General features: G+C 44.7%; 20 protein-coding genes and 1 riboswitch. Of the genes, 3 read left to right on the plus strand and 17 right to left on the minus strand.

Annotation, left to right across the window (positions count from 1 at the left end):
* Positions 1-32 precede the first annotated feature (32 nt).
* The 14 genes from R7Z41_RS06930 to R7Z41_RS06995 form a co-directional block, all read right to left on the minus strand.
* Entirely contained in the window at positions 33-278 is a 246-nt protein-coding gene (locus R7Z41_RS06930; RefSeq protein WP_206970348.1) for a hypothetical protein, read from the minus strand.
* A 152-nt stretch (positions 279-430) separates the two neighbouring features.
* Positions 431-874, minus strand: coding sequence for a DUF3429 domain-containing protein (locus tag R7Z41_RS06935; RefSeq protein WP_042522685.1), 444 nt, complete (start codon positions 872-874; stop codon positions 431-433).
* A gap of 10 nt (positions 875-884) precedes the next feature.
* Positions 885-1,430 carry a glutathione peroxidase gene (locus R7Z41_RS06940; RefSeq protein WP_054577749.1) on the minus strand — a complete coding sequence of 182 codons (546 nt, stop codon included), beginning with the start codon at positions 1,428-1,430 and terminating at the stop codon, positions 885-887.
* Between the two features lie 105 nt (positions 1,431-1,535).
* Positions 1,536-2,192 (minus strand): 3,4-dihydroxy-2-butanone-4-phosphate synthase, encoded by a 657-nt coding sequence (ribB, locus tag R7Z41_RS06945; protein ID WP_005373655.1) that lies wholly within the window; start codon positions 2,190-2,192, stop codon positions 1,536-1,538.
* Positions 2,193-2,305: 113 nt separating this feature from the next.
* Positions 2,306-2,446: riboswitch (FMN riboswitch) on the minus strand.
* A gap of 104 nt (positions 2,447-2,550) precedes the next feature.
* Positions 2,551-3,168 carry a hypothetical protein gene (locus tag R7Z41_RS06950; protein ID WP_005373653.1) on the minus strand — a complete coding sequence of 206 codons (618 nt, stop codon included), beginning with the start codon at positions 3,166-3,168 and terminating at the stop codon, positions 2,551-2,553.
* A 117-nt stretch (positions 3,169-3,285) separates the two neighbouring features.
* Entirely contained in the window at positions 3,286-5,139 is a 1,854-nt protein-coding gene (locus R7Z41_RS06955) for an MFS transporter (RefSeq protein ID WP_104980487.1), read from the minus strand.
* Positions 5,140-5,285: 146 nt separating this feature from the next.
* Entirely contained in the window at positions 5,286-6,044 is a 759-nt protein-coding gene (locus tag R7Z41_RS06960) for a helix-turn-helix domain-containing protein (RefSeq protein WP_104980491.1), read from the minus strand.
* Positions 6,045-6,683 carry an HD domain-containing protein gene (locus tag R7Z41_RS06965; RefSeq protein ID WP_017819864.1) on the minus strand — a complete coding sequence of 213 codons (639 nt, stop codon included), beginning with the start codon at positions 6,681-6,683 and terminating at the stop codon, positions 6,045-6,047.
* A 248-nt stretch (positions 6,684-6,931) separates the two neighbouring features.
* A complete protein-coding gene (locus R7Z41_RS06970) occupies positions 6,932-8,209 on the minus strand; it encodes a cytosine deaminase (RefSeq protein ID WP_206970347.1) in 1,278 nt (425 codons plus the stop codon).
* A gap of 9 nt (positions 8,210-8,218) precedes the next feature.
* Positions 8,219-9,457 (minus strand): cytosine permease, encoded by a 1,239-nt coding sequence (gene codB, locus R7Z41_RS06975; RefSeq protein WP_158173402.1) that lies wholly within the window; start codon positions 9,455-9,457, stop codon positions 8,219-8,221.
* 805 nt (positions 9,458-10,262) lie between these two features.
* The gene (locus tag R7Z41_RS06980) at positions 10,263-11,609 is read right to left on the minus strand and encodes a magnesium transporter (protein WP_132937197.1); all 1,347 of its coding nucleotides are present in this window, start codon (positions 11,607-11,609) and stop codon (positions 10,263-10,265) included.
* Positions 11,610-11,721: 112 nt separating this feature from the next.
* Positions 11,722-13,044: an ABC1 kinase family protein gene (locus R7Z41_RS06985; protein ID WP_064369370.1), complete on the minus strand. Its 1,323-nt coding sequence runs from the start codon at positions 13,042-13,044 to the stop codon at positions 11,722-11,724.
* Between the two features lie 101 nt (positions 13,045-13,145).
* Positions 13,146-14,369, minus strand: coding sequence for an HlyD family secretion protein (locus R7Z41_RS06990; RefSeq protein ID WP_206970346.1), 1,224 nt, complete (start codon positions 14,367-14,369; stop codon positions 13,146-13,148).
* Positions 14,369-14,695 (minus strand): MFS transporter, encoded by a 327-nt coding sequence (locus R7Z41_RS06995; protein ID WP_017635162.1) that lies wholly within the window; start codon positions 14,693-14,695, stop codon positions 14,369-14,371. Before R7Z41_RS06995 ends, R7Z41_RS06990 begins: the two co-directional genes overlap by 1 nt.
* 107 nt (positions 14,696-14,802) lie before the next feature.
* On the opposite strand from R7Z41_RS06995, the gene R7Z41_RS07000 reads away from it, so the two are divergent.
* Complete coding sequence (locus R7Z41_RS07000) at positions 14,803-15,804, plus strand: AraC family transcriptional regulator (protein WP_054574582.1); 1,002 nt, start codon at positions 14,803-14,805, stop codon at positions 15,802-15,804.
* 86 nt (positions 15,805-15,890) lie between these two features.
* Here the strand turns inward: R7Z41_RS07000 and R7Z41_RS07005 are convergent, their stop codons facing one another.
* Together R7Z41_RS07005 and R7Z41_RS07010 are read right to left on the minus strand one after the other, a co-directional pair.
* On the minus strand, positions 15,891-16,580 hold the full coding sequence (locus R7Z41_RS07005; protein ID WP_031778833.1) for a hypothetical protein: 690 nt from the start codon (positions 16,578-16,580) through the stop codon (positions 15,891-15,893).
* Between the two features lie 12 nt (positions 16,581-16,592).
* Positions 16,593-18,134 (minus strand): hypothetical protein, encoded by a 1,542-nt coding sequence (locus R7Z41_RS07010; RefSeq protein WP_206970345.1) that lies wholly within the window; start codon positions 18,132-18,134, stop codon positions 16,593-16,595.
* Between the two features lie 366 nt (positions 18,135-18,500).
* Here R7Z41_RS07010 and R7Z41_RS07015 point away from each other — a divergent pair, with 366 nt between their 5' ends.
* Entirely contained in the window at positions 18,501-19,193 is a 693-nt protein-coding gene (locus R7Z41_RS07015) for a response regulator transcription factor (RefSeq protein WP_005373624.1), read from the plus strand.
* 3 nt (positions 19,194-19,196) lie between these two features.
* Positions 19,197-20,519 carry an ATP-binding protein gene (locus R7Z41_RS07020; RefSeq protein ID WP_206970344.1) on the plus strand — a complete coding sequence of 441 codons (1,323 nt, stop codon included), beginning with the start codon at positions 19,197-19,199 and terminating at the stop codon, positions 20,517-20,519.
* Here the strand turns inward: R7Z41_RS07020 and R7Z41_RS07025 are convergent.
* Entirely contained in the window at positions 20,500-21,156 is a 657-nt protein-coding gene (locus R7Z41_RS07025) for a pyridoxamine 5'-phosphate oxidase family protein (protein ID WP_206970339.1), read from the minus strand. The genes R7Z41_RS07020 and R7Z41_RS07025 overlap by 20 nt on opposite strands.
* Between the last annotated feature and the right edge of the window lie 12 nt (positions 21,157-21,168).

The following is a 21,168-nucleotide window of genomic DNA, read 5'->3' on the forward strand; positions in this document are numbered from 1 at the left end:
GTCGCCATTTTTTTATGCTTATCACTTTCGTATTATCTAAGAACGCTTGTACATGCTTGATTCGGAACACTAGTCATAAATATGGCATGCGGATAAAACAAGCTAGCAGCAGTGATTGCAACATTACATGGCTGAGCAATCGTGGTTTTAATCACATTGGTAAGCACGGCTCCTGTATTATTTACTGTTTGAGCGGCGGCTTGTTGTGCTTGGTAAGACACGCAACCTGTCGTTGCATTGATCATCGCAGTGCTAAACAAAAGTTTGCGAAAAAACATATTCATATCCTTTGTGAATGCTTTGAATTACTTATATGTGGATTGGTTCATAAATGAAACAAAACAGTGTTCAAAATATGTGTGCATTCACGAAATGAACATTGTTTTATAAAAAGACGTTTTTTTGTGATCTTAGAACTGGACAGACCAGGTTATGAAACTAAAGCCAATCCGTGCATTACGATTACGCCGAAGGTCAGTTTGCTCCTCATTCCTTGATATCCCTTGGGCTCGGCGTCTTGTTCGACTTTCCTCACGAGCTTTTCTGCATACCAAACAGCAAGGTACCCAATTGCTAAGAGTAGGGTTGCGACTGCGTAATGTTTGTGGCCCTGCAGTAATGCGCCCCAAGCCAGTAAGACAAAAAGGTTGCTGAGAATTAATATATTTCGGCTAAGGCGATGGTAGTAATGCTCAATGCCATTACCCCAAAGGATGCCGGATAAAAAACTTAATATAACGGCGCTATATGCGATGAAAAATTGCTGACCACTTAAATTGAAGAATGAGATGTCAGTGAAAATCAGCCCTAAACTAAACACAAATGGAACCAGGCCTAAGTAACCGAGTTGTAGCATGGTTGAGCGTGTTGTCATGGTCGTCACCTTATAATTGTTGCTCTATCATATTGGTAAGCGTAGTACTTGTCGGTGATGTGGAGCTTGGAAAAGTAGCAATAACTTTACCTTCAGAGCTAATTAGAAACTTGTAGAAGTTCCATTTTGGTTTTATGCCTGCTTGGTTAGTAATCTGGTTGAAGACTGGGTTCGCATCTACACCTAATACTGAAGAGCGAGCCATCATTGGAAAGGTTACCCCGTAATCGAGATAACAGACTTTCGCAGTGTTCGTTTCGCTTCCTCTATCTTGTCGAAAGTCATTGCTCGGGAAACCGATAACGGTGAAGTTTTGGTCTTTGTAAGTTTGATAGAGGGTTTCTAACTGTTCGAACTGAGGAGTGAAGCCGCACTGGCTTGCTGTATTGACGATTAGTAGTGTCTTTCCCTTAAAGCTTTCGCATAGATCGACTTCTTCCGTTGAGTTTAACAACCTTTGCTTACCTTGAAGAATATCAGGGCACTCAGATGCAAGAGCAAGCGAATTCATGGAGAGAAAGCTAACGAGAGCGGCGAGTTTCAGTAATCCTTTCATGGTGTTGTTCCCCTTGTTTTCAATAAGTATAACTACTCAAGTGCAAAGAGGATCGATCAAAAAAGCCGCACAAATGCGCGGCTTTTTTCAAGAGCTGAGATCTGACTATGCCAGTTTCAACTCGAACTGGTTCAGGTACATTACCATGTCTTCAATCGTCAGTACCGGCATGTTGTGGAGGCGACCGAATGCTACGATCTCCGGTGCCTTTGCCATCGTGCCATCTGGATTGGTCACTTCACACAGTACGCCAGCGGGTTGAAGCCCTGCCATTTGCATCAGATCAATCGTACCTTCTGTGTGACCACGGCGAGTCATTACACCACCTGGACGTGCGCGCAGAGGGAATACGTGACCCGGGCGAGCAAGATCTTCCGGTTTTGCGTGCGGGTTTGCCGCCGTTTTAATGGTCGTTACGCGGTCTGCTGCTGAAACACCCGTTGTTACACCAACTTTCGCTTCAATAGAAACCGTAAATGCGGTTTGGTTTGCGCTGTTGTTGTTTACCACCATTGGAGGCAGTTCCAGTTTGTCTGCTTGAGCATCTGTTAAGCACAAACAAACGATGCCGCTACATTCGCGGATCATCAATGCCATTTGCTCGTTAGTGAGGTGCTCGACTGAATAAATGATATCGCCTTCGTTTTCGCGATCTTCATCATCAAGAAGCAGTACGCCACGGCCTTCTTTTAAAGCGATAAGTGCGTTTTCAACGCGAGTAATTGGGTCGCCGAATTCGGCAAGTAGTGATGACTGATTCATGGTTAACTCCTAAATTTCACCAGAATCAGGGCGGTATGAGAGATCGCCGTAAAATACGATCAAAAAGAAGTGCACCAGCATTCTTAGCGATCTGACTCGCTATGCTGGTGTATTCTTATTCTCTTTCATCCGGACTATAACCGTCGGCTCTGGCATCTCACCAGATCTGCTGACCTCGACGAATCGAGCGCTCGCGGGCTCACTTGAAAAAGTATACCGCCGGTGGGGAATTTCGCCCCGCCCTGAGAACAATTAAAAATGTACCACTTCATCCAAGTTGTGAAGAAGTGGAGCTAGGATAGTACTGCGAACTGAATAGCTTGGAAAGTCGATTCCATCTGTATGATGGAAAAGTGTGCTATCGACGGAAATAATCTGTGCGAATAAAGTGATCAATCTGCTGCGGCACGAAGGTGTTGTAAATCAGGCTCGTATGCGTTTGCTTCACTTCGATATGATCTTGCATACCGTCCAGTCTTGTCTCTTCTACGGTAACGGTACCGTCCGACATGGTGTTGTCATTACGGATCAACAATGGGCGAGCGCCAATCGGCATCGTTCCTGCGATACTGCCGAGTTTTTGAGGGAAATCCCAGGCGTCATCATGTTTGTTTAATCCGTGGTGTGGCGAATTGCCTAAAATTGCACCCAATCCGAGATCTTGAATTCGACCTACAATGGACGCGCCTTTAAGAGGCGAACCGATAGCGACAACATGAGAGATTAAGTTAGTGCTCGGTTTTCTGTTGGCGAGATAGCGCTTAATCATCAAGCCCCCCAAGCTGTGTCCCACGAGCACGTTTGTGGTCAGTGGATTAAGCGAATGATCAATAGAATCAAACAGTGAAGACTCATCGATAGCAACAGTGTTATAGCTGAGTACTTGCGTTTCGTATCCGAGTTTTCTCAGCTTTTGGCTAAGAGGCTGCATGACCAGCCCATGCATATAAAGACCATGTAAGATGATGATTTTCATAATACCTCCTAGATTTATGACGTCGTAGATATCCTACTCTAATTGACAAGAAACTACTTGTGCTTTGTGGTGCATATTTACGTTTTGCTGCAAAGTTTGACTGCTGTAGCAAGCGACTCAGCCCAGTAAATCCTGTACTTGTTGTTGCAATTGATGACGATTTAAAGACGCAGGACTTAACACTTCACCGATAACAACATCCACTTTTGACCAAAAACGAGTCGGTCGTTTTGTGAGAGCATGTCCGCCTTTGTGGCTGAAAAAAGAACCCCAAAGCCCTTTTAACGCCATAGGGATGACAGGAACAGGGTTACGTTCAAGGATTTTCTCTACACCAGGGCGAAACTCACCCAATTGACCGTTAGACGTTAAACGACCCTCAGGGAAGATACAGACAACCTCACCGTCGTTAAGTGCTTGTTCAATCTGTTCAAATGCTCGTCGGTAAGTGTCGGCACACTTACGTGGAGAACAGATCGGGATAACACCGGCATGACGGAATACATATTTAAGAACAGGTAGCTCGCTGATGGATTTGTCCATCACAAAACGAACCGGGCGAGTAGAGGTTCCCATCAAAATCAATGCATCGACATAGCTAACATGGTTAGCCACGATTAACGCAGCACCTTGTTCAGGAATATGTTGGCGCCCCTTTACGGACACACGATACATACAATGGCTGAGTAAATAACTGATAAAGCGTTGTGTGAATTCCGGTACTTGACGATAGACATAGATTGCCACGAAGAAGTTACCTATTGCCATCATGACAAACAGTTCCACAATAGAAAGCTCTAGTACGCTGAGTACAACGATCGAAACCAAAGCAGACACCACCATAAACAACGCATTCATGATGTTGTTAGCAGCAATGGCACGTGCACACTCCCCTTTGTTTGAACGCGATTGGATGAACGCATAAAGAGGAACAATAAAGACACCTCCGCTTACACCAACAAGGAACAGGTCAATCATGACGCGCAGATGTTTTGATTCAGCAACGAAGCTTTGCACATCATAAAAGTGCACCGGAAGTGATGGATAACTTGGGACTGCCCATAGCAAGTCGACGCCAAAGACTGTCAGACCAAGGATACCGAATGGCAAAATACCAAGCTCAACGCGGTTGAAAGAAAGTTTTTCACACAACCAAGAGCCTGTCGCGATACCAATCGAAAACAATGCCAACAGTAAAGAAACGACAGTGCTATCTGCGAACAAATGTTCGCGTGCGAAGTTAGGGAATTGAGTTAGGTAAGTCGCACCCATGAACCAGAACCAACTGATGGCAAGAATAGACATCCAGATGCCTCTCTGTTTTTTTGCCACTTTTAACGTGTTCTTTAAACCAGAAATCGGTTCAAATTTCGCTTTGTCATTCGATTGGCTAGGCATCGTTGGAATATTCACGCTGCTCATGAACCCAAGCAAAGACAAGGCAATCACGGTACAAGAAGCAATCAAGGTACCATTAGGAATGGCTAGCAGCAGGCCTGCGCTAAGCGTACCTATAAGAATCGAAAGAAACGTGCCCATTTCAACCCAAGCATTTCCTTTAACAAGCTCATTTGGTTTGAGCGCTTGTGGTAACAAGGCGTATTTCACGGGACCAAAATAGGCCGATTGAGTGCCTGTCATAAACAGCAATACCAGCATCAGCATGGCACTTTGGGTGGCAATAGCGGTTGCTGCGCAAGACATGATAGCTAGTTCGATGAGCTTTAGACGTCGGATTAATTTGGCTTTGTCCATGCTGTCAGCGACGGCACCAGCATGCGCTGAGAATAGAAAGAAAGGTAGGATGAATAAGCCTGCCGCCAAATTAACGAATAGATTGACGGATATTGGTAGGTTATCAATTTGGCTGTATGTCACCATCAATAACAGAACGTTTTTGTAGATGTTGTCATTGAGTGCGCCAAGGCATTGCGTCACAAAGTAAGGAAAAAAGCGTTTTGAGAAAAACATACGGGCCCCGATTAAACAAAGTCGAATGAGATGGGAGCACTTTATGCTCAATGAACTATTAAACCAGCTTTCTCTTTCAAGTGACGTTGTACGCCACCAAAAGTAACGAAATTCGTTACTTTTATTTCCATTTATTTATTGAGTTACTAATTGCGAGACTTATTGGGGAGTTTTCTTTCCCATGGTTCAAACAAAGGGAACGTCCAGCGACGCATCGCAATAATCAGAGAGGTGCCGTGTTTTTCGTCCATATCGAGAGAGCTATCACTTTGGCAAGCCTGATAAAACTCATCGATGACCTTTTGCAGTTTCTGTTGTAGCTTCTTGTTGGTTGGTACACTCATCAATCCTGTTGCCATGGAGAACTTTTCATCTTCACCAGAAAAGTAGCTTTGGAAAAAGGCGTCTTGAACTTGCTGTTGGAAGAACCGTTGAATAGGGCCGCCCATCTGCCACTTAAATGTCGGAGATATACGCAAACGAATTTTGTTATTTGGCTGCAAGTCGATGATGTTCAGCCGATCCAAATGAGCAAGCTTTTGCACCAGTTCCAACTCATTGAAGGTATATTGCTGAACGATTTGTTCAAACTGATAGCCATTTACAACACAGATCGCCACGAGCAGCAGGGCTTTATCGTCAACCAGCTGCTTTTCTTGCTCTAACGTTAGCGACTCTAGACCTTTATTGTGCGCAGCCGCGAGCTTAAATAGTTCCGCCATTTCTAAACCAATCAATTGGCAAATTCGTTCTAAGCGCTCAAGGCTAATGTGCTGACCTTCAGCGAGTAAACGTTTGACGCTTCCTTCACTTAAATTAAGGTGTTGTGCAACATCCGCATAATGCAGCCCAGCTAACTTTAGTTGGCGTTTAAGCTCTTTAATTAACGTATAGCTTTCTGACATTTACGCTGTTACCTCGTCGTGTAACTGCTCTAGGTACGTTTGCATAAAGGTTTTGCGTTTTTGCGCTTCGCGTCTCGCTGACTCCGTGTTCATGGTTTCAGCGATTTTGAATAACTTGGTTTGAAAGTGATCCAGAGTGAATTGTTTATCGTTAAGTTCACGCTCTTCGGCAAATATATCGCTGTCGTTGTATAGTTGCGCGTTAAATTGAGTGCTGACTTGAATGCATCGCGTCACGCCAATTGCGCCTAAAGCGTCCAGACGGTCGGCATCTTGGACGATTTTGGCTTCCAACGTATTTGGCCTGATGTTTGCGCTAAAGCTGTGTGCCTCTATCGCATGAGCAATGGCATCATGATATTGCTGCGGATAATCGATACTCTCTAAAAATGCGACCGCTTTTTTGGCTGCGATGATTGAGCTCTCTTTGCGATTTGGGTGATCTTTCGGGTAAGTAAAGCAATCATGCAAATAGGCAGCCGGTAATACAATCGCGATGTCTGCATTTTCTTCTTTGCAGAGCTGTTTCGCTGTTTTGACCACGCGTTTTACGTGTTTAAGATCATGAGCTGCATCTACTTGCATCTCTTGCTGCATAAATTCCAAAAATTGTGGTTCTATCTGGCTTAATGACGTCATGGTTCATATCTACAACTAAAATGAAGTCAGAAGTATGCCCAACGCTTAGAATAATTTCCAAGTGCGATGGTGTAATTGAGATTCAGCCACCAGAACCTTGTGCAACGTTTGGTACTGAGCCGTTTTATATGGCCTTTCAATGTGTTCAGTGGTTTATGAGACAAGAATAGACAGAGCGAGCAGTGATGTTTACCAGTAGAAAAAAGGCCTGACGATGTCGTCAGGCCTTTTTCGTCACGCCGATCTTTTTAGCGTTTGAACGTTACTTGCTCTGCTTGTTCAAGATGAATATGAGTCGTCGCAGGCTTTGTTTCTGCAATCACTTTACCGTGACGAACAGAGTAGCGAACCGGCACTTGGCGACGTACTGCGTCAAAACCATTTTCTGCGGGAAGAATCAGTAAACTACCTGGTTTGCCTTCTTCAATACCGTGCTTGTCTTGAATGTTCAGTGTACGTGCTGAATTGGTGCTGATCAGATCCAGTGAGTTGTTGATTTGGTCGTAACCCATCACCTGACACACGTGCAGACCCATATGCAGCACTTGCAGCATGTTTGCAGTGCCTAGTGGGTACCAAGGGTCAAATACATCATCGTGTCCAAAGCAGACGTTGATGTTGGCATTCAGCATCTCTTTCACTCGTGTTACGCCGCGACGTTTTGGGTAATCATCAAAACGGCCTTGTAGGTGAATGTTCACCAATGGATTTGCCACGAAGTTGATACCGGACATGCGTAATAAACGGAACAGGCGAGATGCGTATGCACCGTTGTAGGAACCCATCGCTGTGGTGTGACTGGCCGTGACTTTATTCCCCATATCAAACTTGTGCGCTAATGCTGCCAGTGTTTCAACGAAGCGAGATTGTTCGTCATCGATTTCATCACAATGCACGTCGATCAGGCGGTCGTATTTTTTCGCTAACTCGAATACGTAGTGCAGCGATTCAATGCCATATTCGCGTGTGAATTCAAAGTGTGGAATCGCGCCAATCACGTCCGCACCTAATTTGACGGCTTCTTCTAGCAGCTCTTTGCCATTTGGGTAAGAGAGAATTCCTTCCTGCGGGAAGGCGACGATTTGGATATCTACCCATTCTTTCATCTCTTCACGCACTTCTACCATCGCTTTTAGGGCAATTAGGGTAGGGTCTGAAACATCGACGTGGGTACGAACGTGTTGTACGCCGTTTGCTATCTGCCATTTTAAGGTTTGTTTTGCGCGCGCTTTCACGTCTTCAATCGACAGCATTTCTTTGCGCTCAGCCCAACGTTCAATACCCTCAAACAATGTGCCAGAGATGTTCCAGCTTGGCTCGCCTGCGGTTTGAGTTGTATCTAAGTGAATGTGTGGCTCGCAGAAAGGCGCAACCGCCATACCGCCTTCAGCATCGATGATGTCACCGTTATGACTAAGCTCCACATCGTTGCTTTCAATGTGCTTGAATTGACCATCTTCAATCAAAATTTGCTGCAGACCTTCTTGTCCTTTTAGCGTTACGTTTTTGATCAGTAGTGTTGTCATGATGGTTCCTTACGCTGGCTGTGTAGCCAGTGCTTTTTTGTTAAGAATAGGATTAAGAATCAGGAAGCTAATTGCGCCGCCAAGTACAGCGTTAATCGGCACTACGCCAGGCAGGAAGTGTCCCGCACCAACGCCAATCACGACAGCGATAATGCCAGCCCAGTTAACGTTTTGGAATTGGGCGGCTTCAAAGTTTGCGTAGCGTTTACGGTTCGTGAAGAAGTCAGCGATGATCACACCGCCAATCGGTGGAATTGCCAAAGATAAGAAGGTCAGCCAGCCAACAAAGTTATTGTAGAGCCAGAGAGCGCAAAGTGTGCCAACAAGACCGTTCGCCATTGAGATGTATTTACTTGGTAAGCCTGTGATGTTGGAAAATCCAAGACCCGATGCGTAGAGCGCGTTGTCGTTGGTGGTCCAGATGTTCAAGCCAAGAACGATGATAGCTGGAATAAGAAGACCTTGCGCGATCATCACTTCAGAAATGTCTGATTGACCCGTCACCGACGCACCTGCCGCGCCAAAGATAAACATTAACGAGTTACCGATGAAAAATGCCACCATGGTGATCATCACGGCGCTGCGCGGCTTTTTACCAAAGCGTACGAAATCCGCCGTTAATGTACCAGCACTGACAAAAGAGCCGACAACCATCGCGAGAGCTATTGAAAAATCGAGTGGCTCGGTTGGTTGAACTTGTTGTAGTTCGCCAATACCACCAACGCTATTTATTGCCTCGATGACAGAGTAGCCGCCAAGTAGCGCAATGGCAGGAACGGCAATTGCTGACAACACCATCAGTGCGGAGATGCCAAAGTAAACGGTCGCGGTCATGAGCAAACCGGATACAAGGATCAACGTGTTGGTATCGATGCCCGTTGCTTTATGCACCGGAATCGCAAACATCGCGACACCAACTCCAAACCACCCAACTTGAGTACCGCCAAGAAGAGCGGAAGGAAGCCAAGAGCCTTTAGAACCAAAAGAGAAACGAGCAAGAAGGTGAGTAGAGAGACCAGTAGAAGCGCCGATGTAACCGAGGAAAGAAGTGTAAATACCGAGGATTAGGTTACCGATGAGAACAGCGAGGAAAAAATCATTGAAGGAGAGCCCAGTACCGAGAGAACCCCCAGTCCACATACTTGCGGAGAAAAAAGTGAGTCCTAACATCACCATTGTAAGTGATGCCACGCCTTTTCTGGCCGTGTTGGGAACTGGTCCAAGACTGTAATTATTGTCTCCAGCCATTATTACCTCCGCACATTGAAATATTTAATTATAGCACCTGGTTTTCAGGCAAACGGCGCGTATTATCGTGATGTAAATTTAATAGTCAATGATAAAATTGAAATTTAAACGTTTGCTTGGTTTTTGGTTTGTATTTTTTCCTTTAATAACAATGGTTTAATTTTTAAATTCTAAAATTGAAAAATTTATTTTTACGTATTTTCTATGATTTATAGACAGGTTTTCTATGTGAAATTAGTGTTTTGAATTGCCATTTGTTTTTATGGATTAAATTTATCTATAACTCTGGATTGTTCAGTCGATTTCTATGAAAAGAAAACGATTTCATGATGAGATTTTTGGTTTGGACGTTATTTGTTCTTTTCTTGGGTGTGTTTTCTTGGTTTTATTTTATGTAGGTGATTTATTTTTGTTGAAGCTGGTATTTCTAATGGTTTAGTGGGCGAATATTTGAATTTTATAAACAGTAAACAATCTGTTGTGGGTAAGAAAAGTACAACCGAGCTCGGTCAGAGGATAAGAGGGCAATAGCCACATAAAAAAATAGCCAACCGCAAAGAGTGCGATTGGCTTATATACATGTGAACAAAATCAAGTTCACTAACAACGTCAGTTGGCTAGGTGACCCTCGGCTTAAGAAGGGTCGATTTATATAATGCAGTTACTGTGCCAACTTTAATATGCCCTAAAATACGTAGTTTCTGTGACATGCGTTGCTTAAAGTTTGAGTATGTTTGCAATTTGCAACTGCGTTATGCAATTTGACTCTATTATGCTAATGATTGATTAATAAACAATGAACCTTTTAAAGCATGACTAAACTCGCCGTTCCTAAAAAGGCGAAAAAACCAACTACATCTGTCACTGTTGTTAGAATCACCGAGCCAGCCAAAGCGGGGTCCAATTTAAACTTATCCAGAATGATGGGAATCAGCACACCAAATAAAGCTGCGGTAATAATATTGACGATAATGGCCAGCGCGATGGTCCCACCTAGAACCGGAGATTGAAACCACAATCCGGCGAGCCCGCCGATGATTAACGCCCAAGCAATGCCGTTCAGAGAGCCAATACCCAGCTCATTTTTCAATAGCTTGAAACGGTTACCTGGGGTGATCTGATTAAGCGCCATCGCACGAATCATTAGAGTGAGCGTTTGGCTGCCAGCAATGCCCCCCATGGATGCAACAATTGGCATGAGCACCGCCAAAGCCACCACCTGCGCAATTACATCTTCAAATAGTCCGATAGTGACAGACGCCAAAATCGCAGTAAGCAAATTGATGCCTAACCAAACACCGCGCTTTTGCGAGCTTTTTAATACTGGCGCAAACAAGTCATCGCCTTCATCCATACCTGTACCGGCCATCAAACGTGCTTCGTAGATTTCACGCTGTGTACTCAATGCAAACTGCCAATCGACTTCACCGATCAGTGTTTGGTCTGCATCAGTTACAGGGAGAGCGGGCAGTGTGCTGTGTTCTAATGCCTCTACCGCTTCAGGAAGCATCATTTTACTGTCTAGAACCGTCACAGCCTCAATAACGAGTGTTTTTAAGCGAGTATCGGGCTCACCACGTAAGATATCGAAGTAATTGACCGTTCCACGATACTGTTTATTACGATTAATCAGATACACCTGTTGAGGCGTGTCGTAGCTATAGCGCTCCATTAACTGCTTAGCTGTCCCAATCGTAATGTTGAAGGGCAGGGTGATGATCTTACGTTCAGCCCAGTGGCCGAGTTCTTCATCAGCATACTCGTTTGCTTGATCGTAAAGTTCCAACTCATCTTTTTCTATCAACGAGAGCGCTTCGTTGATGATCGACTCTGGCAACGAATCGGCCCATTCGATGAGCGACAAGTTGTCGAGTTTAGCGAGAGTGAGCTTTAGCTCGACTTCAGATAACGCATTGATGATAGAGAAACGTACGTCCGCACGCATTTCCGTTAACACGTCGATATGTAGCTCTAGTGGTAAAGCTCGCCATAAGCGAACACGATCGTCGATTGGAAATGCTTCTAGAATCAGGGCAACCGCGCCGGGCTCGAGGCCCGCTTCAATAGATTCATTGAGCGTTGCGACTTGATCCGCTTCTTCGGCTTGGCCAATTTGCTGGATTAGAGTGGAGAGATCTTGAAACTTGCTCACCGAGTACCCCGATAGTTAATTCGTTTTATGGAAGTATGGCATGTTATTGAGATGCACAACTATGCATCTTAACCTTGCTCAAGGTACTTGAAAGTAACAGAAAAACAATAGGCTATTCGCTGTTGATGGTGAGATATGGCTGTACCAATTGGCGAATGTTCACTTTTGCGCCAATACGGGCTGCCAGCAAGTACATTCCGCCGATTTTTCTGTGTAAAAATAGGGCATCTGCTGGTGGAGTATGCCAGTATTCTTGCTCCATGCTTAGAATGGTGCCAGCCTCGCGAAGCTTTTGTGCTAAGCCGCTGACTTTGAAATCATAGGGCTCATCGACCAACATAGGTTCACATGCCATTTTCACTAGATCGAGAATCGCTTGGCGTTGGTCTGGAAGGATGGTTTGGCTGAAGAAGCCTATTTGTTCAAGCGCATTATTCAAGCCTTGTTCGTCATTGTTAACGACAGATGCGAAAGCTTGGCGATAACCAGTGCTGAACCGCTCGCTGTACTCGCGAGTGGCCCCGAAATCTAGCAAGCCGATTTGACGAGTGTTTTCGATATATAAGTAGTTGGCGAAATTTGGGTCGGTTTGTACCATCTTAAATTCGAACAGCTCTCGAAACAGTAATTCGAGTAGGCTGTGCATGACAAAATCTCGCGTACTCTGATCATAATGTTCGATTTGCTCAATCGGACTGCCATCAATGAATTCCATCGCGAGAACGGAGTCTGAGCAACTTTCAGTATGAATCTTGGGCACCACAAAATGAGGGTGCTCCTTCAAAGCGTCATGATAACGAATGGCAAATTGTGCCTCTCGTGCGTAATCGGCCTCGTCATGTAGCTGCTTTTTCGCTTCTTCGAGCAATCCTTTGTAGTCGACAGACTCGGGAATCAACCCAACGACCTTGAGCAGTGTACCGACATTATCGACGTCGCTATCGATACTTTTCCGTATGCCCGGATATTGCACTTTGACGGCTAGGTTATCGCCCGCATCGCTGTAGGCTTGGTGCACTTGTCCTATTGATGCACTGGCGATTGGTTTGAAGTTAAATGACAGAAACTCAGCTTTCCAATTCGTTCCTAGCGAACTTTCCATTACTGCGTTGAGTTGTTTTGCAGGCATTGGGTCTGCGTTGGAACGAAGACGGGAAAGAATATCGGCGAGTTGAGGTTCTAAAACATCACCAGCATCCATTGATAGCATTTGTCCAAGCTTCATTGCAGCGCCACGTAGATGAGCAAGTTGGTCGGTTAAACGCGCGATGTTCTGTGGCGTCAGCAAGAGGTCTTTCGCTTTTGGTTTGTTGCCTTTGGCTATCTGCTTCGTGCCTTCTGCAATCACATTGCCTGCGACACGGGTAGCAAGTGAAGCGAACTTGCTGAATCTTGAGATGCGATGGGTAGGTAGGCTTCTTTCCTTTGCCGACATGAATCTTCTCCGCTATTTACTAACTAATTGTTATACGGGAAAAGGATATGTTTGGATACAAATGAAAAGAAAACCGCCAGCGTAACTGGCGGTTTGCGAGTTTAGATAGAGTAGAAGAAGTACAGTTGAGACTTCATTCGGATGATGATCCCGCGAATCACATCTAAGAAGGCCATAAAGCCTATCGGTTTTTCACCGCTGACCCATGCGAGGCCAACAGAGCCAACAGGGATGTCGTAGCCTTCTGGCTCATCAATCTTAAGACGAACAAAGTGGTGTTTGTTCTGTAAGTTCTTTCCAGTGGTGACACGTACGGAATCATCGAAACCCAGTAGATTAGCTTGTGACTCACCTGTTGCTTCAACAATGCCTTCGACGGTCGCTGAGAAGATCTTACCTGGGTAAACGGACGAAGAGAATTCCGCTGGCTGACCCGGTTTGATGTTACGAATCGCCTGGTGGTTGACTCGCATCAGCACGTACTTTTCGTTGGTGTACATGTTGATACGCGGCATCATTGATACACGCTGACCTTCACGCAGGATAAAGTTGGTGACAAAGCCATCTGTTGGGGCATGAACTTTTGTGCTATTCAAATCCCATTGCGCTTTTGCAATTTGCTCTTCAGCTTGGCGCAGTTCGGCTTGTTTAGTTTCAACTGCAAGTTCCGCTTTATGAATCGCCAGTTTTGCACGGGAAATATCGACTTGTTTCTTCTTGATTTGAGACTCAAGGGTCAACACGTTGTGACGTGCCATATCAACCGCACTCGATTGTTTGTCGATATCGCTTTCCGTGATGGTGTTGTGCACCACTCGGTTTTGCTCAACATAACGATCTAGCATTTTTTTCTGCAATTTGTAGTCAACTTTCGCCGCTTCCAACTGGCTCTTTGATGTTTCTAGATCTTGCACTAGCGCTTCGTGGTTAGCTTCTTCAATCTCGATGTCGCCTTTTGCTGTAGCTAATGCAACGCGAGCAGAATCAGCGGATACGTTCGCTTGATTTAATGCGATTTTGTATTGCGTTGGGTCAAGTTCATAAATGAGCTGACCTTCTTTAACTTGCTGATTCGGCTCAATGTAAATGTGGTCAACTTTACCTTTTACATTGGTTGAATCTGGACGCAATTGGATGTGTGGTGACTGCACGACAGAACCGCCGGATAAATCCATCGGGGTGAAGTTAATCAAACCTACCCAGACGAACATTAGCCAACCCAAGCCGCCAAGATAAGCGAACGATTTGGTTGCTTTGTTCCAAGGCATGCCAACCAAACGCAACAGATAGATGAAGAGTGCCCATACCGCTAAACCTTCTAACATTATGCTTCCTCTTTTGGCTGTGTTTCTGTTTGCGGTTTACTTTTCCATGTATCACGCAGATTGATGATGGCTTTTTCCATATCAACAAATGCAAAGATCACGGCTAGCACCCAAACCCAGTGCCAGACAAACCCTATCCAGGTCAGCGCAGTGATGAGCCCTATCTGATGATGGTCTTTGCTGTGTGCTTTATTGATAGGCAATTCATGGATTTTCCAAAAGCCGTAACAAGCGCCCGCGACACTCGCAATTAAAACGACAGCAGCGACAACATGTAACGCCGTATCTGCGCCTGTACCGACAAATGGGACACTCAGTAAACTCATTAAACACTCCTCTATCAAACTGTTGGCGTATTGTGATCTGAATTTGATTTGCGGCTTTCTTTGTGACAGATTCAATCACTACAGGATTAAATTTGATGTGATTGGTTATGAAAACGGTTCGGTTTATTCGCGCGATGGGCATTCTAAACATGCATAACCTCGCGTTATCTAAATACAATTTGGACTCGGATGAGTTAGGGATCCCAGCATCGGTGTTTCGTAACCCAATGACACTGATCCCGCTAAAAGCCGTTGCGGAATGGTACCGTTGTGTTGAACAAGCCAGTGGTGACCCGGATGTGGTGTTGAGTCTCAGCCGAGGTATTGAACTGCAAAAGCTAGGGCCAGTGGGACGCTGGTTATTCTCCGGCAATGATTTAGCCAGTACCATTCGGCGAGTGAATTATGGTGTGAGCAACCTACAATCAGGGGCGTTTTTTGCTGGCGAACAGTCGGGTAAAATCATCAAATGGACTTACCACAACCCGTTTATAGAAACGTCAGTAAAGGTGCACGATAGTATCCGCTGTGCGGTATTTATGATTAAGGTGTTACGCGAATTTCTTGGCAAAGATTACCAGCCTTTACGTGTCAAGGTTTCAGGCTCGAGAAAAAATACTGAGAGATACCGGGAATATTTCGGCTGCGAGGTGGAATGGAGTCAGCCAAAAACAGAGATATGGATCCCGGGAGATGACCGACTAGCTTCTCGCCAAGTGAGCCATCGAGAAGACAACCGTCTAGCGATGAGTTTTTCCGATTTGGATGATTTGCTTAATATGCCCGACCCAGAAGATGAGTTGAAAGTGATTTATGAAGTGGTGAATTACAGCAGCCATTATGGATTGCCAACGTTAGAGCGCGTTTCTTCTCTGCTTGATTTATCTGAACAGCAGTTTCAACGTCGTTTGCATAAATTAGGACTCAATTTTTCGACGGTTTCTGGCTATGTATTGAGTAATATTGCAGCTGGTTTGTTGAGTAAGCGCGTGAGTATTGATGACATTGCCACGCGCCTTGGTTACACCAATGTGGCGAGCTTCAATCGTATGTTTAAGAAACATCGTGGATTAACGCCCAAGCAGTATACGGGAAGATTAGAGAAGTAGTGCTCCACTTATCTCTATGAGTACAAGCAATAAAAGCCCTCAAAGTTGAGGGCTTTGTTATTTTTTTGTGTCGTTTTATGTGGTGGCTATTTCTTAGGACGCCAACTTAGTGCACTTGCAACAGCGCCGATGGCAATTACATCCTTTTTTTGTTCGCTAAGTTCAGGGAGCATCTGTACCGCAATGGTACCGTTCGTCTGCACTGCGGCAATTTCTTGTGTGCCTTCCTTAAAGCTATAACCCAATGGAATGTCTACCGCCATCATGGCGTCAGGACTAGTATGTACAGTTTCTACATTAAAGTGGGTGCTACCAATACGCACTACGCCTGTCTCTTTTTTCTCAAAGCTGATGTCGATGAGAGCGGATTTTGGCTCCATCGCAAACTCACCGACTTTTTTACCATCTTGAGTAATGTCACAGGTGTAAGGATCATTCCCACCAAAATCGACGCCCATGTAGTTAACCGACATACCGCCTCCAGTGCAGTTCAAAAGCCAAGTTTCCCCGCTGTCGATACGAGTCACTTCCGCGCCCATTGAACCTTCTTTGAAAGAGATACGGTTAAACCAACTTGAGTTAGAAGCACTGCGTGAATACTTGCCTTTGTACTTACCAGCAAAATCAAAATGGCCATCTGCACCGAATCCCCAAAAATCACCGTCGGTTTTGATCAGCATTTCTGGTTGTGCTTTTACGGCATCAGTACGATCCATGACGGCTAGGCCACCACAACCAGCAAGGAGCAAGGGAGCGAATAGAATAAGTTTCTTCATGTTTTTCATTTTTTATAGCTTGGTTACATCTAGGGTTTGGTCGGTGAATTGGATGTTCTGAATGTCGTACAACTCGTCAGTGCCTGTACTCGGGCACTCAACAGAAACGCTCTTTGCTTTGATAACAGTACATTCCGCCAGTTTGTGTGGCACGATATAGGTGTTGATACCGCCTTCACCATAAATGCTGTTGTCTTTGCTGTTGCCTTCAAAAGTATTGTTTTGATCATTACCGATCACATTCATCGCGTCGTCGCCAATGATCTTCACTTTTGTTAGCCACTGAGATTTGTAGGTGTACGCTTCTATCAAACCGTCTTTGTTGGGAGCCATACGGAAGGTAGGTACTGTGCCTGGATTTGTCTTTTCTGTGTAGAGCTTGACGCCCGCAGAGTCGATATTTGCGGTATATTGCAAGTATCCGTGGAATAAGCCACTGATCCAATCAACGGCTTGTGGATCTTGGGTTTGCATTTCTTCACGCGTTAACGCTTGGTAGCCATCTAAACCATGTCCGTTTGCTTTTGCTACACCCATGTAAGCTTCAAAAGCGGCAGCAAAATATTCGTGAGAATATGAAGGGCCCGTTTTTTTAACACTTTCAGGATCGAAGTCGTCCGATTTCCAATCGTCCCAGTCATACTGAGTAGGGCGCCACACCGTCGGTTTGCCCGATTGAATATCGTTATAGATGCTTAACGCATGAACTTGAATGTCATTTTGCAGTGCCGCAGTCGCCGTGTTAGGTGCAATACCTTGCGCTTGGACCAAGTGTAAAATTTCTTCAAAAGCGGCGTCTCGTTCGGCTTTTTTGCCAAGATTGGCGCAGTAATCGGCAAAATTACTCATGTAATGGCAATCGCCTTCAACTGTCAGTTCTCGATACATTAAAGATTGGCTATTCCTTAGCCAGTTTGGTGTTTCTTTACTAGTTACTAATGTTGACGCGATAGATGTGACAAGTGTATCCATATCATCTTCGTTAAGTACCATCATGCTTACAACAAACTTTTCTAGAGAACTCGTATCAAAAGAGTGTGCTAAGCCCGAGTTTGTAACTGCGTCGTTCAGTTTGTCTTGGCGAATCAGTTCGTTGATAAAGATTTTGGTTAACATCTCATCATTCTGTTCGTCGTTTTCGGTCAGCATTAGTGTGGCATCACGCTCGGCTAATGTCTTAGCGATACGAGACTTGTCAGCACCGTACTTAGAGTCTGGTTGGTTTGTGAGAAGGTGTTGGATGATTTTGGCTGCACGAAAGATTTTTTCATTATTCGCACCGTCATCAACAGCCACAATGTGAAATGTATCGTTGTTGTTTGCTTCGGAAAGGGAGATTTTCACATAGTGGGTGAAGCCCGAATCAGCAGCCACTTTTAACTTGGCTGGAAACTTTGTAGAAACGACAGTTGGGATTGTGACAGTGCTCAATGTTGGCATTGGTGGTGTTGGAGGTGTCGTTGTCGATGGTTTCGAATTAGATTCACTGCCGCCACAAGCAGTTAGACTTATCGCGCAAAATATGGCTAAAGGTGTTAATTTGGAATATCTCATTTCATGTTACTCGTAGACTTTATTAGAGCAGGAAACTTAGAAGCAACATAAAGTCCTGTCTATATAAGCAAACTAAGTCATATATTTTGATATTATTTTTTGGTAAGACCTATTATTCGATATATTTAAAAATATAGTGGATTTTTATTCCGAATTTTATTTTCTATGTGAAGCTATATTCTGATAATGAATAAAACCTCAGGTTATTGCATGGCTTTAGGGGTATAGAATGATTAGGATTATCGTATATGTATGGTTTGTAAGCGTATGTAAGCCTGCGTTTTATTAAAATTATCATTTAAGTAGGTTGCGCAGTATAGGACGAGCGATATACTCCCTCCATCATATTGGTGGAGTAAATGATTCATGGTGGGTAATACAATCTTACTGGTAGAAGACGACTCAGAGATTGCTCGATTAACCAAAATGTACCTCGAAGCCGAAGGATATACGGTAACTGTCATCGATAACGGTCAAAATGCATTAGAAACGATTAAGGGGCTCAAGCCGGACCTAGTGCTGTTAGATTTGATGTTACCAGGAAAAAATGGCGCAGAAATATGCCAAGAGGCGCGTAAGTTTTATCATGGTATTATCATTGTTTTGACTGCGACCGATGATGAAATGAGCGAGGTGAGCTTATTTAAGTTTGGTGCTGATGATTACCTTACCAAACCGATAAAAGGCAATATCCTTCTCGCCCGTATTGAAGCAGCGTTGCGTCGCTATTGTCGTCAAGTTGATATCGTTGAAGAAGAAAAGCTGAGCCGATATGGCATTAGTCTTTGTCTTCGTCGCTCCCAAGCATTTTATTTGCAAAAAGATATTGGTTTAACGAGTTCTGAGTTTGAAATTTTAGAGCTCCTGATGCTGAATGTCGATAAGCCAGTATCTCGTGAATCATGTTGCCGTCTTGCCCGAGGCATTGAATACTGTATTACTGATCGTTCGATTGATATGCGTATATCCTCACTAAGGAAGAAATTCTCTAAGGCTCATATCCATACGGCTACCATTAAAACCATACGTCACCACGGCTACATGCTGACAGGTAAATGACGCATGTTTTCCCTGTTTACTCGTCTATATGTGGGGTTAGTAACTGGCCTTGCGCTGACTGTTGCTTTGTTTCTCTTTATGGGGGAAGAGTACATGCGCAAAACAGAAGTCGGTGTTTTTTTGAGTGACGGTGCTTATTTTGTCGATCAATACATTGAGCAACGAGGCACTCCGGATTCTCTCTACAAGAAGTTAACCGAAAACGGCAAGCAAGATTTCTTTATCTTTGATTTAACATTGGTTGAAAACTGGGACGGATCACCGCCTTGTCGAGATTGTAATCTGCTGTACCGTATGCAAGGGATACCTGTTTATCTTATTGATGGCAGTACCTATGCTGCGGTATTCCCTTTGCCTAACACTTCGAAGAGTTTAGTTTTCAAAGAAAAAACGGATTTCTTTAGCCCACACGTTGATTGGAATGAAGATTCTGAGATTGTATTTATACTTACTCTACTTTTGGTTGTTGTATGCAGTTTAGGCATTATGGTTTACATACCTGTACGACGTCTTGACCGCCAAATTCGGCAACTAACGGCTGCGCAACAACAATTTGGTTCTGGTGAGTTGAATACGCGAGTCGAGCTAAAGCAATTTTCGCAACCCGTGAAAGAGCTCGCCCAAGGCTTCAACTGCATGTCTGAAGAGATTGAGAGACGAGTGCGCCAAACACACATCTTTACTCAAGCTATTCCTCATGAAGTGCGCACTCCGCTGAGTCGTATTCAGCTAGCGACGGATTTAGCTCGACGCACGAGTGGTGAAATGCAGGCAGAGTTACATGACGATATTGAACGATACGTTGATGTCGTGACGGATTTAACGTCCGACATTGTCATGCTGTCTCGCTTGAGTGTGAAAAACCACTCATGGATCGATTCTGTTGAAACCATGGAACTGCCACTTTGGTGTAAAAGCCGCATGAACTACCTAGGCTTAGAGTCCGCCATGTTGAGAGCAGAAAATAAACTCGCGAACCAATTGATTCACTTTCAGCCTACTTTGGGTAACCTTGTCCTCGATAATTTACTGCAAAACGCCAAGCGTTATGGTGAGTCCTGCGTTGAGGTGACGATTCGAACGGTAGCGGATTGCTGGAGCATCGATATTGAGGACGATGGTCCGGGCATCCCTGAGGCGATGCGAGAAGAAGTATTTATGCCATTTTCGCGCTTAGACAATAGCCGCAACGCCGACATGAAAGGCTTTGGTTTAGGGCTTGCCATCGCTACCAGTGCAGCGCGGCAACTGGGGTGGGAGCTTTCTGTCGGCGAGAGTCACTTAGGCGGCGCACGTTTTACGGTGCTTATTCCTGCCAACGGTTAGAGTAGGCACTGCGGTAGTCTGGCTCTTCGATACCTTCATACAAATCGTCACAAGCTTGCAGTGGACCTACGACGGTTCGGTAGGGTAGGACACCTGCCCAAACAGGGATGTCCATGTCTTCCGCATCGTCGTTGACGCCAAAATTGCTGATTTTCACTGATGCTTCTAGGAGTGGAATACGCAGCAGCATGGTGGCTTTGAGTTCTTTTTCATTACTCAAACGGACTTGTTCTGTTCTCCCCGGAGCGATCTGTTCAATAAAGTGATTCAGCAACCTGTCTTTCTCTTGGTTATCTTCCACCATCTCAAACTGGCCAAAGACCACAACACTGCGATAATGCGCACTGTGGTGAAACGCACTTCGAGCCAATACCCAACCATCAAACAAAGTAAAGGTTAAGCACGTTTGCACTCCTTGTTTGAGTGAGCGTAATAGTCGACTGTTGTTGGCACCATGGATATACACGTAATCATCGACACGCCATGCCAGCATAGGGATGACCACAGGGCCTGACTCGTTGGTTATCGCAATATGAGCGATTAGGCTTTCATCTATGATGGCGTGCAGTTTGCTAACATCAGAGACGGCTTTATGTGCGCCTTTCTTAATTTCCGTTCTATTGGTGTTGGATAGCATTTTCTCTCCTTG

Source organism: Vibrio sp. 1457 (assembly GCF_033340195.1).
Lineage (GTDB): Bacteria > Pseudomonadota > Gammaproteobacteria > Enterobacterales > Vibrionaceae > Vibrio > Vibrio alginolyticus.

Coding starts and splice junctions, on each gene's coding strand:
- R7Z41_RS06930 (WP_206970348.1), bottom strand. CDS start 278: ATGTTTTTTCGCAAACTTTTGTTTAGCACTGCGATGATCAATGCAACG.
- R7Z41_RS06935 (WP_042522685.1), bottom strand. CDS start 874: ATGACAACACGCTCAACCATGCTACAACTCGGTTACTTAGGCCTGGTT.
- R7Z41_RS06940 (WP_054577749.1), bottom strand. CDS start 1,430: ATGAAAGGATTACTGAAACTCGCCGCTCTCGTTAGCTTTCTCTCCATG.
- ribB (WP_005373655.1), bottom strand. CDS start 2,192: ATGAATCAGTCATCACTACTTGCCGAATTCGGCGACCCAATTACTCGC.
- R7Z41_RS06950 (WP_005373653.1), bottom strand. CDS start 3,168: ATGAAAATCATCATCTTACATGGTCTTTATATGCATGGGCTGGTCATG.
- R7Z41_RS06955 (WP_104980487.1), bottom strand. CDS start 5,139: ATGTTTTTCTCAAAACGCTTTTTTCCTTACTTTGTGACGCAATGCCTT.
- R7Z41_RS06960 (WP_104980491.1), bottom strand. CDS start 6,044: ATGTCAGAAAGCTATACGTTAATTAAAGAGCTTAAACGCCAACTAAAG.
- R7Z41_RS06965 (WP_017819864.1), bottom strand. CDS start 6,683: ATGACGTCATTAAGCCAGATAGAACCACAATTTTTGGAATTTATGCAG.
- R7Z41_RS06970 (WP_206970347.1), bottom strand. CDS start 8,209: ATGACAACACTACTGATCAAAAACGTAACGCTAAAAGGACAAGAAGGT.
- codB (WP_158173402.1), bottom strand. CDS start 9,457: ATGGCTGGAGACAATAATTACAGTCTTGGACCAGTTCCCAACACGGCC.
- R7Z41_RS06985 (WP_064369370.1), bottom strand. CDS start 13,044: ATGTCGGCAAAGGAAAGAAGCCTACCTACCCATCGCATCTCAAGATTC.
- R7Z41_RS06990 (WP_206970346.1), bottom strand. CDS start 14,369: ATGTTAGAAGGTTTAGCGGTATGGGCACTCTTCATCTATCTGTTGCGT.
- R7Z41_RS06995 (WP_017635162.1), bottom strand. CDS start 14,695: ATGAGTTTACTGAGTGTCCCATTTGTCGGTACAGGCGCAGATACGGCG.
- R7Z41_RS07000 (WP_054574582.1), top strand. CDS start 14,803: ATGAAAACGGTTCGGTTTATTCGCGCGATGGGCATTCTAAACATGCAT.
- R7Z41_RS07005 (WP_031778833.1), bottom strand. CDS start 16,580: ATGAAGAAACTTATTCTATTCGCTCCCTTGCTCCTTGCTGGTTGTGGT.
- R7Z41_RS07010 (WP_206970345.1), bottom strand. CDS start 18,134: ATGAGATATTCCAAATTAACACCTTTAGCCATATTTTGCGCGATAAGT.
- R7Z41_RS07015 (WP_005373624.1), top strand. CDS start 18,501: ATGGTGGGTAATACAATCTTACTGGTAGAAGACGACTCAGAGATTGCT.
- R7Z41_RS07020 (WP_206970344.1), top strand. CDS start 19,197: ATGTTTTCCCTGTTTACTCGTCTATATGTGGGGTTAGTAACTGGCCTT.
- R7Z41_RS07025 (WP_206970339.1), bottom strand. CDS start 21,156: ATGCTATCCAACACCAATAGAACGGAAATTAAGAAAGGCGCACATAAA.